The following is a 13080-nucleotide window of genomic DNA, read 5'->3' as shown; positions in this document are numbered from 1 at the left end:
TTCAAACACCTAATCTGAAAGGTGTTTTTATTTTTGTCATAAAATGATTGTTTTTGATTGAAAATGGAAGATTTTGATTGAAATATGTAAGCGTAGCCATTACAATATAAGTGAATTAGGGGAGGTATAGCAGTGATATCAGAAAAACGACAGAATTTAATTTTACAAGAATTAACTCAAAAGGACTTTTTAACACTTCAAGATTTAGTTGATAGAACAGGATGTAGTGCATCAACTATACGAAGAGATTTATCTAAGTTGCAGAATATGGGTAAATTACAACGAGTACATGGTGGTGCTACAATTCATCAAAATCGAGTTAAGGAACCTAAGTTATCTGAAAAAAGAACTCAGAATTTACGTGAAAAACAAGAAATCGCTAAACGTGCTGCATGTGATATCCAAGATCATGAATGTATATTTCTAGATGCGGGTTCCTCAACTTTTGAGTTAATTCAATATATTGAGGCAAAAGATATTACTGTTGTAACAAACGGAATGACACATGTTGAAGAACTATTAAAGCACGGTATTAAAACTTTAATGGTTGGTGGCCAAGTTAAACCTACGACAATGGCTACAGTTGGTGCTAACGCGTTAGAAACATTAAGACGTTATTGTTTTGATCGTGCTTTTATAGGAATGAACGGTATTGATGTGAAATATGGATTAACAACCCCTGATGAACAAGAAGCTTTGATTAAAGAAACAGCTATGAAACTATCAAATCACAAATATGTGCTTGTCGATCAATCAAAGTTTAATCAAATTTATTTTGCAAGAGTTCCAATTTTAGATGGACTTAGCATCATAACTTCGCAAAAAGCAATGCAAAGCAAGATGACTGAAGCTTACATGAATGAATTTAATTTTATAGGAGGGAAATCATGATATATACAGTTACCTTCAATCCTTCAATCGATTACATCATTTTTACTGATGGATTTGAAATATCAGGATTAAACCGGGCAAAAGCAACGTATAAATTTGCAGGAGGTAAGGGAATCAATGTATCAAGAGTACTTAAAACTTTAGATGTTGATTCTACAGCCTTAGGATTTTCAGGAGGTTTCCCTGGAGATTTTATTGCTCAAACACTTGAGGACAGTAATATCCAATCAGATTTTGTTCAAGTAGATGAGGATACGCGTATTAATGTAAAACTAAAATCAGGTCAAGAAACAGAAATCAATGCACCCGGACCTAAAGTGACACACGCGCAATTTGAACAACTTTTATCTCAAATACGTCGTACTACAAACGACGATATTGTTATTGTAGCTGGAAGTGTACCGAACAGTATTCCAAGTGATGCTTATGCACAAATAGCACAAATCACTGAAAAAACTGGTGCGCAACTAGTTGTTGATGCAGAAAAAGATCTTGTTGAAACAGTATTACCATATCGACCATTATTTATTAAACCAAACAAAGATGAATTAGAAGTAATGTTTAACACTACAGTCAAGAGTGATGAAGATGTTATAAAATATGGTAAAGAAATTTTGAAAAAAGGGGCACAATCAGTCATCATTTCACTTGGTGGCGATGGTGCAATATATGTTGATCAACATCAAAGCATTAAAGCTGTGAATCCACAAGGACATGTAGTTAATACAGTAGGATCTGGTGATAGTACAGTGGCAGGTATGGTAGCAGGGTTGTCCATGGGTCTTAATATAGATGAAGCTTTTCAACAGGCCGTAGCTTCAGGAACAGCGACTGCTTTTTCAGAAGATTTAGCGACAAGAGATGCTATAGAAAATATTAAATCTCAAGTGACAATTTCTGTACTTGATGGGGAGTGAAAAAGATGAGAATTACTGAACTGTTAACTAAAGAAACAATAGCGATGGATTTAGATGCTTCTGATAAAAGTGGGGTGATTACTGAGCTTGTTAATCAATTGGATAAAGCAGGTAAGTTAAGTGACCCTGTATCGTTTAAAGAGGCAATTCATAATCGTGAATCTCAGAGCACAACAGGAATTGGTGAAGGTATTGCTATACCACATGCTAAAGTTGCAGCAGTTAAAACACCTGCAATTGCATTCGGTAAATCTAAAGAAGGTGTGGATTATCAAAGTTTAGACATGCAACCTGCACACTTATTCTTTATGATTGCAGCGCCTGAAGGTGGAGCACAAACGCATTTAGATGCGCTTGCGAAACTTTCTGGAATATTAATGGATGAGAAAATACGTGAAAAATTAATTCATGCTGAATCTCCTGAAGAAGTGTTAAACATTATCGATGAAGCGGATGATGAGGCAACAAAAGAAGAAGAAGCAGAAGCGAACGAAAATGCAACTGTTTCAACTGACAACTCAAATCAAGATAATAATGAGCCATATGTTTTAGCTGTTACAGCATGCCCAACTGGGATTGCCCACACATATATGGCACGTGATGCTTTGAAAAAGCAAGCTGAGAAGATGAACATCAAAATTAAAGTTGAAACAAATGGTTCTAGTGGTATTAAAAACCATTTAACTGAACAAGATATAGAACGTGCAACTGGAATAATTGTTGCAGCAGATGTCCATGTAGAAACTGATCGTTTTGATGGGAAAAATGTGGTTGAGGTTCCTGTTGCTGATGGTATTAAGCGTCCCGAGGAACTAATTAATACAGCTTTAGATACAAATCGTAAACCATTTGTAGCGCAAGGTGGATCTAAAAAACATGACGATAATGAAGAAAAGTTAAGTCCAGGAAAAGCATTCTATAAACACTTAATGAATGGTGTTTCTAATATGTTACCACTTGTTATTTCGGGTGGTATCTTAATGGCAATTGTATTCTTATTCGGCGCAAACTCATTTAAGCCTGATAGTTCAGAATATAATGCATTTGCCGAACAATTATGGAATATTGGTAAAAATAGTGCCTTTGCTTTAATTATTCCAATTTTAGCTGGTTTCATTGCACGTAGTATTGCAGATAAACCAGGTTTTGCAGCTGGTTTAGTTGGTGGTATGTTAGCTATTTCTGGAGGTTCTGGCTTTATTGGTGGAATTATTGCTGGTTTCTTAGCAGGTTATTTAACTCAAGGAATTAAATATATTACACGTAAATTGCCACAAGCAATTGAAGGCTTGAAACCTACTTTAATCTATCCATTACTTTCAGTTTCAATTACTGGATTGTTAATGGTGTATGTCTTTAATCCGCCAGCAGCTTGGTTAAATCATTTGCTACTAAATGGTTTAAATAGTCTGTCAGGCTCTAATATTATGTTACTTGGTCTTGTGATTGGAGCTATGATGGCAATTGACATGGGCGGTCCATTTAATAAAGCAGCTTATGTATTTGCTACTGCTGCATTAACGGAAGGAAATGCAGCTCCTATTACTGCAGCGATGATTGGTGGTATGATTCCTCCATTAGCTATCGCTACAGCAATGTTAATCTTTAGAAGAAAATTCACTAAAGAGCAAAGAGGCTCAATTGTACCAAACTATGTCATGGGATTATCATTTATTACTGAAGGTGCCATCCCATTCGCAGCTGCCGATCCATTACGTGTGATTCCTTCAATGATGGTTGGCTCAGGTGTGGCTGGAGCAATTGCTTTAGGTTTAGGATCAAGTATCAAAGCACCTCATGGTGGAATTTTCGTCATTATTGGTACTGATTTTAACCATATACTTCAAACTCTTATTGCTTTAGTTGTGGGTACGTTAGTTTCAGCTTTAATTTATGGTTTCTTGAAACCAAAAGTAACAGAAAATGAAATTCAAGCATCTCAAGCTATGGATGAATAGTAATTTTAAAATTAGTAATAACAATGCTTTAAATATATAGAAAATTAATTGAATTAAACGGTGATTTCCATTTTGAAAATAAATGGGAATTGCCGTTTTTTTTGAATCGAAACTTATGTTGCATTGGTTAGATTGAATGTTATCGTTGTAATAAAGACTAAGAAGTTTTAATAAATTTACATTAAATAGTTATTTTGTATGAAAATAATATCTTAAATTAAAAATACAGTTATTAAATTAAGAATATAGAGTGAATTAGTAAAATTCATCTGTTAACCAGTAAAATATTGAAAAAGTGATATTCATTACGAAGAAAGATATAATAAAATAGTTCAGTCAACTACTAATAATTCAAAGAAAAGAAGGGTTCAATCATGTCAGAATATGTTTTAACGAATGGCATCGTATATACAGAAAATGAAATGATTAACAATGGATATGTTCATATTAAAGATGGGAAAATTTTAGACGTTGGTAAGTGTCCTTTTCATCCGTCATCGTCGCATAATACAATTGACATTATTGATGTAAAAAAACGACATATACTGCCAGGATTTATAGATATTCACATCCATGGGGGGTATGGTGAAGATGCCATGGATGCATCTGAACAAGGCTTACAACATTTAGCAGAATCACTCCTTTCTGAGGGGACAACATCTTTTTTAGCAACAACAATGACACAGTCAACAGTCAATATTGAGCGAGCACTTCAAACTATTGCTAAATATACTCAACAACAAGATGTTACAAATGCTGCCGAAATTGTGGGAGTACATCTTGAAGGTCCATTTATTTCAGAACATAAAGTAGGCGCACAACATCCTCAATTCGTACAACGTCCTACGGTTGATAAAATAAAGTCGTTTCAGGAAGTAGCGAATGGACTAATTAAGATTATTACGTACGCTCCTGAAGTTGATGGAGCAACAGAAACGTTAAAGACAATGAAAAATGATATCATTTTTTCAATCGGACATACGGTGGCAACGTTTGATCAAGCGAATACAGCTGTGAGTCATGGTGCCAAACACATCACTCATTTGTATAATGCAGCGACCGGCTTTCAACATAGAGAACCAGGTGTATTTGGTGCAGCCTGGTTAAATCAAGGGTTGCATACTGAAATGATTGTGGATGGTGTTCATTCACATCCTGCATCCATCGCACTTGCATATAGACTTAAGGGGAATCAAAGCTGTTATTTAATTACAGATGCGATGAGAGCTAAAGGAATGCCAGAAGGACATTATGATTTAGGTGGTCAGGATGTGATTGTAAAGGGAAGTGAAGCACGCCTGTCTTCTGGGGCTTTAGCTGGAAGTATACTCAAAATGAACGAAGGACTTAAAAATTTAATACAATTTACAGGTGACACGATTGAGCATTTATGGAGAGTAACAAGTTTAAATCAAGCGATAACATTAGGTATAGACGACATAAAAGGTAGTATTAAAATCGGGAAAGATGCAGATATTGTTATCATAGATGATGCATGTAATGTTGAAACGACGATTAAAAATGGAAAATATCATGCTTTCAAATGATTTGTCATTGGTTGAATAAAAAAATTATTTTGTCTACAATATAGTATTGGCATATGTTTAACATATAACAAAAGATTTATGATAGAATGAAGCCAATCACATTTTTTACGGGGAGTATCACGATGGGAAGGTCTTAGCATGTAGTTGTCACTTATTGAGTCATGATGATTTAAATACGTGTTACCTAAGCGTGACACAACATATATGGAGGTGAATCCCTAGAAATAGGGAATTAATTGGAAACTTCGACCATAATTAGTTTAGCTATATTTTTTCTTTTGATTGCATTAACAACAGTATTCGTTGGGTCAGAATTTGCACTAGTAAAAGTGAGATCAACGCGTATTGAACAATTAGTAGATGAGGGTAATAAGAGCGCAAAAATTGTCAAAAAAATGATAGACAATCTTGATTATTACTTATCTGCCTGTCAATTAGGTATTACAGTAACATCTTTAGGCTTAGGTTGGTTAGGTGAACCGACATTTGAAAAGATGATGCACCCACTATTCGAGTTATTACATTTACCTAGTCCTTTAACAACGACGATTTCATTTGTTGTTTCATTCATTGTTGTGACATATTTACATGTTGTATTAGGCGAATTGGCACCTAAATCATTTGCTATTCAACATACAGAACAACTTGCACTTTTATATTCAAGACCATTATTTTATTTTGGTAATTTTATGAAACCACTTATATGGTTAATGAATGGTTCTTCTCGTGTGATTGTCAGAATGTTTGGATTTGATCCAGATGCTCAAACTGATGCAATGTCAGAAGAAGAAATAAAAATTATTATAAACAATAGTTATAACGGTGGAGAGATTAACCAAACCGAGCTTGCGTATATGCAAAATATTTTTTCATTTGATGAACGTCATGCAAAAGATATTATGGTGCCACGTACACAAATGGTTACGCTCAACGAACCATTTAATGTAGATGAATTATTAGATACTATCAAAGAACATCAGTTTACAAGATATCCAATCACTGAAGATGGTGATAAAGACCATGTAAAAGGTTTTATAAATGTCAAAGAGTTTTTAACAGAATATGCGTCAGGTAAACCGATTAAAATCGCCAATTATATTCATGAATTACCCATGATTTCAGAAACAACTAGAATAAGTGATGCTCTTGTAAGAATGCAAAGAGAGCATGTACATATTAGTTTGATTATAGATGAGTATGGTGGGACAGCTGGTATTTTAACAATGGAAGATATTTTAGAAGAAATTGTTGGTGAAATCAGAGACGAATTTGATGATGACGAAGTTAACGATATAGTTAAACTTGATGATCATACTTATCAAATTAATGGTCGTGTTTTACTTGATGATTTAAATGAAAAATTTGGCATAGAGTTTGAAGATTCAGAAGATATTGATACTATTGGTGGTTGGTTACAATCACAAAATACTAATTTGCAAAAAGATGACTTCGTTGATACTGAATATGATCGTTGGACGATTACAGAAATCGACAATCATCAAATTATTTGGGTCAACTTAAATTATGAATTTAATAGTGGACGTCCTTCTGTTAATGAAGAACAAGAAGATGACGAACGTGATTAATATTTCAAAAGATAAGTTGTGGGATAGAACACCAAGTGAGTTCTATCCCACTTTTTGTTTTATATAAGGATACTCATCATTTAAGAATAATAAATTGCTTTATATTAAAATAACACAATGAATAGTTCAAATTTGTTTTATCAGTAAATAAAAAAGGTATTAAAATGTTAATAAGTGAATAATTTCTATGTAAATAAGGAGAGTTAATGTACTATGACAAATGATGTCCAAATTTTAAATAACGGTTATCCAATGCCTGCAGTTGGATTAGGAGTTTATAAGATAGCGGATGAGCAGATGGAAGAGGTTGTCCGTACAGCTTTAGATGCAGGATATCGTGCATTTGATACGGCATACTTTTATGGAAATGAAAAAGCCTTAGGTAGTGCATTAAAACATTCAAATGTTGAGAGGGACGAGTTATTCATAACATCTAAACTTTGGAATGATTATCAAGGTTATGACCAAACAATAGAGTACTTTAATAAATCATTGGACAATTTAGGGTTAGACTATTTAGATTTATTTTTAATTCATTGGCCTTGTGAAAATGATCAATTGTATATTGAATCATATAAAGCCTTAGAACATTTATATGAAGAAGGTAAAATAAAAGCCATTGGTGTATGTAACTTTAAGATACATCATTTAGAAAAGTTAATGAAAGAAACTAAAATTACACCACAGGTGAATCAAATTGAGTTACATCCGTACTTTAACCAACAAGATGTACAAGACTTTTGTGATGAACATGATATTAAAGTAACAGCTTGGATGCCTTTAATGCGCAATAAAGGGTTGCTTGATGACCCTGTAATTACAGATATTGCTCATCGTTATGATAAAACACCTGCACAAATTGTCTTACGTTGGCATCTTGCACATAATCGTATTATCATTCCTAAATCACAAACACCTAAACGTATTAAAGAAAATTTTGATATTTTTGATTTTAATCTTGAGTTAACAGATGTTGCAGAAATAGATAGTTTAAATAAAAATGCTAGACAAGGAAAAGATCCTGATAATGTCAGTATTGGAGATTTGAAATAAATATAATTAATCAGTTAGAGTTAACTTTAAAAAAATAATTAAATTCTTTTTACTAAAAGTTAATGTGATGCTCATAAAAGAAAATATTTAAAACTATTAAGCTTAATTTAAGATTATGTAAATACACAGTATTTAACTAGAATGTATGACAAGGAAATTGATAAAATGATAGCAAATAGTTCAGAGAAAAGGATGTCATTTAATGAAAATCAGAGTCATCGTCCCTTGCTATAATGAAGGCGAAGTCGTTTTGAAAACTTATGACAAATTAACTGAAATAATGAAGAAAGATAGTTTAATCAAAAATTATGAATACGATTTACTCTTTATTAACGATGGTAGTACAGATACGACAATACATCATATCAAGAATATTGTTGCGTATGATAACCATGTTAAATATCTTTCATTCAGTCGAAACTTTGGCAAAGAAGCTGCAATGATTGCTGGCTATCAGCATAGCACAATGCACGACGCGGTGATTATGATTGATGGAGATTTACAACATCCGCCTGAATATATTCCACAAATGATAGAGGGTTACATTGAAGGTTATGATCAAGTGGTTGCTAAGAGAAATCGTCAGGGAGAGAATTTTGTACGTAAAACTTTGTCTCGTTGTTATTATAAATTAATTAATGCATTTGTAGAGGATATCCAATTTGAAGACGGCGTTGGTGATTTTAGATTACTCAGTCGACGTGCAGTTCAAGCTTTAACAACACTTGATGAATATAATCGTTTCTCTAAGGGTCTATTTGAATGGATAGGTTATGAAACAAAAGTATTTCAATATGAAAATGTGACGCGTGAAGATGGAGAATCTAAGTGGACTTTTAGAAAGTTACTCAACTATGGTATTGATGGACTCATCTCTTTTAACAATAAGCCTTTACGCATGATGATATACTTAGGTATGTTCACGTTTTCTATCAGTATTTTATATATAATTTATTTATTAATAAATATTTTGATTAATGGTATAAATATACCTGGTTATTTTACTACGATTGCTGCTATATTATTGTTGGGTGGTATTCAATTAATGTCTATTGGCGTAGTAGGAGAATATATTGGTCGTATTTATTATGAAGTTAAACATAGAACGAAGTATATTGTTGAAAACTCTAATATTCAGACTGAGAATCTCGACATGAGATATAATGCTTTAAACCTGAATAAAAATAGAAACAACAAGCGTAGTAATGATTTATATAAATTAAGTTCTTTTTATAAAGTTAAAACATATAGTGATACGTATGCATCAAATTATTCTCAAGATGAAGGTTTTAAAGAGCGTGTACATTAATGAAAACCGAATGTAGCTAGAGTGTTCAAACTCATTCCAGCTACATTCGGTTTTTTAATGCAATACAAATTACTTTTTAAATTGAAATTTTTTTAAGGTAAGTGTCATCGTGGTTCCAATGTCTAAATCACTTTGGACTGTAATAGAGGCGTCAATTTGTTGTGCTAACTCATTTGCAATGTATAATCCTAACCCCGAACCACCAGTCTTAGTATTTCGAGAATCTTCAACTCTAAACGTTCTTTCAAAGATACGTGATTGAAGTTCTGGAACGATACCTATGCCCTCATCTTTTATTGAAATACTAATGACGTCGTTTTCTTTACACTCAGAAATAATAATATCAATACGGCTACCAGAATTAGAAAATTTTAATGCATTATCTAGTAAATTGGTCAAAATACGTTCGATTGGAGGTCGATACTGGTAGAATGCATCAATATCTGTGCAGAAATTAACTTCAAGTGTACGATTTTCTTGTTTTATGTGTTGTTCGTATGGTTGTAATATATTAACAAGTAATTGATCGAGCTGTATTAATTCCAAAGGATAAGAACGTCCAGTATTTAAATTAATCACATGTGTAATGTCATCAAATAAAATTGATAAACGATTTGCTTGTTTAATTAATATTTCATATGCTTCATGAACTTCTTGAGGATCACTAATGACGCCATCCCGTAAACCTTCAGAATATGATCGAATACCAGCTAAAGGTGTTTTTAAATCATGTGCAAGGTTTTGTATGATTTCAGTTTTTTCTTGTTGCTCGTTTTTTATCATATTCATTTGATTATTGATTTCATATGCCATTTTATTAAAAGAATCATTCAACTCTTTAATTTCTCTAGGAGACTGAAATGTTTCATCATCAATGAATTTTTCGTGATTTATAAATTGCTTAGTCTTAATATTGAATTGCTTAATCTTCTGAATTAAAGGATTAATAAAAATACTACAAATCGAAAGTGTTAAACAGCTTGTTATCATAGTAGTGATGGCTAAAGTGAGTGTCATGTGACCATTAAACCACATGAGCTTATATGCAATAACCAGTATAATTGTTGTTAAAATAACGCTTGAAATGACACCGATAATGATTTGACTTCTTATTGAAAAAATAGTTATCGGCTCCTTTCAAACTTATAACCAAGGCCCCACACAGTTGTAATAGTGTAGGGTAAAAAATCATGTTTTTCTAATTTCTCGCGAATTCTATGTATGTGGACATTGACAGTGTTAGCATCTTCGTAATAGTCATATCCCCATACTTTTTCTAGAAGTTCGGATTTAGAAATAACTTCACCTTCTCTAGAAGCAAGATACCATAGCAATTCAAATTCTTTAATGCGCATAGGTATCTCTATATTGTTAATGGTAAGTGTCTTGCTTAAATTTTTTAAAACTAAACCATCAAATTCTAATTGCTCAATTTTATTAGAATGATTTGATTTACTCATTCTAGCGAGAAGGTTATTAGTACGTAATACTAGTTCTCTTGGGCTAAAGGGTTTTTTAATATAGTCATCAGCACCTAACGTCAGTGCGTATATCGTGTCATGTTCTTGAGTTTTTGCTGTTAGATATATGAAAGGTATATCAAGTTGCATATCTTTCATTTTTTTGACAATATCGTATCCGCTAACTTCCGGCATCATAATGTCTAAAATCATAATATCTATATCTGAAGATAATAATTTTAGTGCTTCTTTACCACATGTTGTTGTCGTAACCTGATATCCTTCATATTCGAAATACGTTTGACAAATGTCTACAATATCTTTTTCATCATCCACGATTAGTAAGTGGGTCATGCTTATCTTCACCTCGGTTATTACGGTCTCTAAAATAAGCGATGATTTCTTTAAGTGATACCTTAGCCAATAAAGAGTGGCTCATGAGTAAAATAATAAAGAAAGCTAATTGTAGAGGGTACGTAAAAATCATATCTGCTAAAATATAATTTATCATAACGAAGGCTCCAAAGAAACTTGCAGCGTATGCAAATATACCTAAAATTAAACCTAAACCAATTGCCATTTCCCCTAAAGGTACGATTATATTAAATAATCCTGTTGTGTGTGCAACAATATGTTCAAAAAACCATTTATACCATTGAGGAGAGTCTGTGTTATCTCTAATTACCGGAACTAGCCCGTTTAATGTAAAATCACCTGTAAATTTCTCCCATCCTTGTCTGAAAATAACAATACCTGAAATTACACGAATTAAAAATATTATAAATAAACTTATTTTCTTCATGATTAACACTCTCTTTCTATAGTTAAAAACGCCTACATTTAATAGCTAAATTATTTTAATTTAGCGCCACCAAAAATTACATGTGCTTTTTCGCAATAAATTGTTACTTCATTGTATTTTTCTAAATCTACATTTTTTAAATCAAAAGTTTGTTTGGATTTATTGTAGTCTACTGTTGAAATCTTTTTACCGGATTTAATATCTCCGTTTTTAGTTAGGTAAACATATAGGTCTGGACCTTTAGAAGATTTGTAATTCTCTAACATAAGTTTGCCATTTTCAATTTTAGCTTTACCTTCTACTTTTTCTCCGTTTTTAGATTCAAAATTACCAGATAATTTTTTGGTTGTGTCTGTTTTTACATTACTGTCTTCTTGTTGTTTATCTTTGTGATTAGCGTGATCGCTTTCCGAGTTAGAATTTCCACATGCGCCTAATGTAAGTGATGTAACAATTGCTCCGACTGCTAATAAATATTTTGTATTCATAATGTATTCCTCTTTTCTATTTTTATTTAAGAATAGTTTAATCAGAATACGTGAACATAACCATTAACTATTTCTTAACTACATTTAAAAAAGAATTAAATCAAAATGATTTTTATTTATAATTATAAAAATGAAAGAGTTTTATTAGAACGTAATAGGCTTGATAAATAAAAAATGAAATAAATAAAAGAGATAAAATGAAGAAAAGGTGTCAATATTGAAAATTAATAAGAATTAACGGTTTGGGTAGGAGGACATTCATTTTGAATTCTTTATTCTAATATGAGCTCGACACAACTTATATGACAAGTAAATTTCTCAGTGACTTTTTCTTGTTGAACAAGTTTTTAAATTAGAAGTTGCTATAATGATATTCTCAATTCTATATTAGACTGTCTGAAAAATATGGCTAATCCAATCACTTATGACCTAAGATCAAAAGATGTTTCACATTATATATTGTCTACAAATAAAAAAAGGCTGGGGAAAAAAGTTCCAGGATAAGTAAAAAAAGACAAATTCTATTGAAATAATATAGAAATTGTCTTTTTTATAATTTTTTGATTATTTTCAGTTCGTTGATCTGTTACTTTTCTTATATTAAGCCACGATGATGACTGAATTCATCGAATTCAGTATCGGGAATTGTTTCTACAATATCATTTACATGTCGTGAAATATTATTTGTAGGGATAAGAACTGAAGTTTCCATTGGTAGAGTATGTTGAGTCATGTTATATTCTTTACACATAAGGCACCTCGTTAAATTAGTTTATTGGTATTTATTAAATTATACGAAAGGGCCATATTTTTTAAAGTATTTTAATATAAAATTACATATAAGCACAAAGTATTTTGGCGAGACTCTTGAGGGAACAGGACAAGCTGAAGACTACAGGCTGAAGCTGTCCGATAAGAAAGCGAGCCAACAATACGAAGTATTGTAAATAAAGAAGCCAGTAAATGAATTTATGAAAACTCATTTACTGGCTATTTTGCTAGGAATTATGTCCCAACCTCTATCTTATAAATCAATGTAAAGTTTGGATGATGTATCGTATTTTAATGT

General features: G+C 32.2%; 12 protein-coding genes. 7 read left to right on the top strand and 5 right to left on the bottom strand.

Annotated features, from left to right (window positions below; genetic code table 11):
• Window positions 1-132: 132 nt before the first annotated feature.
• From FNL83_RS10090 to FNL83_RS10055, 7 genes are all read left to right on the top strand, one after another.
• Window positions 133-891, top strand: coding sequence for a DeoR/GlpR family DNA-binding transcription regulator (locus FNL83_RS10090; RefSeq protein WP_002438877.1), 759 nt, complete (start codon window positions 133-135; stop codon window positions 889-891).
• Window positions 888-1808 carry a 1-phosphofructokinase gene (gene pfkB / locus FNL83_RS10085; protein WP_002438878.1) on the top strand — a complete coding sequence of 307 codons (921 nt, stop codon included), beginning with the start codon at window positions 888-890 and terminating at the stop codon, window positions 1806-1808. The genes FNL83_RS10090 and pfkB overlap by 4 nt, the downstream gene beginning before the upstream one ends.
• A gap of 5 nt (window positions 1809-1813) precedes the next feature.
• Window positions 1814-3766 (top strand): PTS fructose transporter subunit IIABC, encoded by a 1953-nt coding sequence (locus FNL83_RS10080; protein ID WP_002456133.1) that lies wholly within the window; start codon window positions 1814-1816, stop codon window positions 3764-3766.
• Between the two features lie 374 nt (window positions 3767-4140).
• Window positions 4141-5313 carry an N-acetylglucosamine-6-phosphate deacetylase gene (nagA, locus tag FNL83_RS10075; protein ID WP_001830343.1) on the top strand — a complete coding sequence of 391 codons (1173 nt, stop codon included), beginning with the start codon at window positions 4141-4143 and terminating at the stop codon, window positions 5311-5313.
• 236 nt (window positions 5314-5549) lie between these two features.
• Window positions 5550-6899 (top strand): hemolysin family protein, encoded by a 1350-nt coding sequence (locus FNL83_RS10070; RefSeq protein ID WP_002456926.1) that lies wholly within the window; start codon window positions 5550-5552, stop codon window positions 6897-6899.
• A gap of 213 nt (window positions 6900-7112) precedes the next feature.
• Window positions 7113-7952 carry an aldo/keto reductase gene (locus tag FNL83_RS10065; protein ID WP_054828590.1) on the top strand — a complete coding sequence of 280 codons (840 nt, stop codon included), beginning with the start codon at window positions 7113-7115 and terminating at the stop codon, window positions 7950-7952.
• A 202-nt stretch (window positions 7953-8154) separates the two neighbouring features.
• On the top strand, window positions 8155-9261 hold the full coding sequence (locus tag FNL83_RS10055) for a glycosyltransferase family 2 protein (RefSeq protein WP_057504638.1): 1107 nt from the start codon (window positions 8155-8157) through the stop codon (window positions 9259-9261).
• A gap of 69 nt (window positions 9262-9330) precedes the next feature.
• Here FNL83_RS10055 and FNL83_RS10050 read toward each other — a convergent pair whose 3' ends face one another.
• The 5 genes from FNL83_RS10050 to FNL83_RS12115 all read right to left on the bottom strand — a co-directional run bounded on the left by FNL83_RS10050 (window position 9331) and on the right by FNL83_RS12115 (window position 12744).
• A complete protein-coding gene (locus tag FNL83_RS10050) occupies window positions 9331-10383 on the bottom strand; it encodes a sensor histidine kinase (RefSeq protein ID WP_025987135.1) in 1053 nt (350 codons plus the stop codon).
• A 2-nt stretch (window positions 10384-10385) separates the two neighbouring features.
• A complete protein-coding gene (saeR, locus tag FNL83_RS10045; RefSeq protein WP_001830352.1) occupies window positions 10386-11075 on the bottom strand; it encodes a response regulator transcription factor SaeR in 690 nt (229 codons plus the stop codon).
• Window positions 11050-11523 (bottom strand): DoxX family protein, encoded by a 474-nt coding sequence (locus FNL83_RS10040; protein ID WP_001830332.1) that lies wholly within the window; start codon window positions 11521-11523, stop codon window positions 11050-11052. The genes saeR and FNL83_RS10040 overlap by 26 nt, the downstream gene beginning before the upstream one ends.
• 50 nt (window positions 11524-11573) lie before the next feature.
• On the bottom strand, window positions 11574-12011 hold the full coding sequence (locus FNL83_RS10035; protein WP_001830329.1) for a DM13 domain-containing protein: 438 nt from the start codon (window positions 12009-12011) through the stop codon (window positions 11574-11576).
• A 595-nt stretch (window positions 12012-12606) separates the two neighbouring features.
• Window positions 12607-12744, bottom strand: a complete 138-nt coding sequence (locus FNL83_RS12115; protein WP_162152262.1) for a hypothetical protein — start codon at window positions 12742-12744, stop codon at window positions 12607-12609.
• Window positions 12745-13080 lie beyond the last annotated feature (336 nt).

It is taken from the genome of Staphylococcus epidermidis (genome assembly GCF_006742205.1).
Classification (GTDB): Bacteria; Bacillota; Bacilli; order Staphylococcales; family Staphylococcaceae; genus Staphylococcus; species Staphylococcus epidermidis.
The sequence above is the reverse complement of the archived record's forward strand: the minus strand, read 5'-3'. Positions and strand labels throughout refer to the sequence as shown.

Excerpts from the sequence above, each read along its gene's own strand:
- nagA (WP_001830343.1), top strand. The coding sequence starts at position 4,141 with ATGTCAGAATATGTTTTAACGAATGGCATCGTATATACAGAAAATGAA.
- FNL83_RS10080 (WP_002456133.1), top strand. The coding sequence starts at position 1,814 with ATGAGAATTACTGAACTGTTAACTAAAGAAACAATAGCGATGGATTTA.
- FNL83_RS10055 (WP_057504638.1), top strand. The coding sequence starts at position 8,155 with ATGAAAATCAGAGTCATCGTCCCTTGCTATAATGAAGGCGAAGTCGTT.
- pfkB (WP_002438878.1), top strand. The coding sequence starts at position 888 with ATGATATATACAGTTACCTTCAATCCTTCAATCGATTACATCATTTTT.
- saeR (WP_001830352.1), bottom strand. The coding sequence starts at position 11,075 with ATGACCCACTTACTAATCGTGGATGATGAAAAAGATATTGTAGACATT.
- FNL83_RS10065 (WP_054828590.1), top strand. The coding sequence starts at position 7,113 with ATGACAAATGATGTCCAAATTTTAAATAACGGTTATCCAATGCCTGCA.
- FNL83_RS10035 (WP_001830329.1), bottom strand. The coding sequence starts at position 12,011 with ATGAATACAAAATATTTATTAGCAGTCGGAGCAATTGTTACATCACTT.
- FNL83_RS12115 (WP_162152262.1), bottom strand. The coding sequence starts at position 12,744 with ATGACTCAACATACTCTACCAATGGAAACTTCAGTTCTTATCCCTACA.
- FNL83_RS10040 (WP_001830332.1), bottom strand. The coding sequence starts at position 11,523 with ATGAAGAAAATAAGTTTATTTATAATATTTTTAATTCGTGTAATTTCA.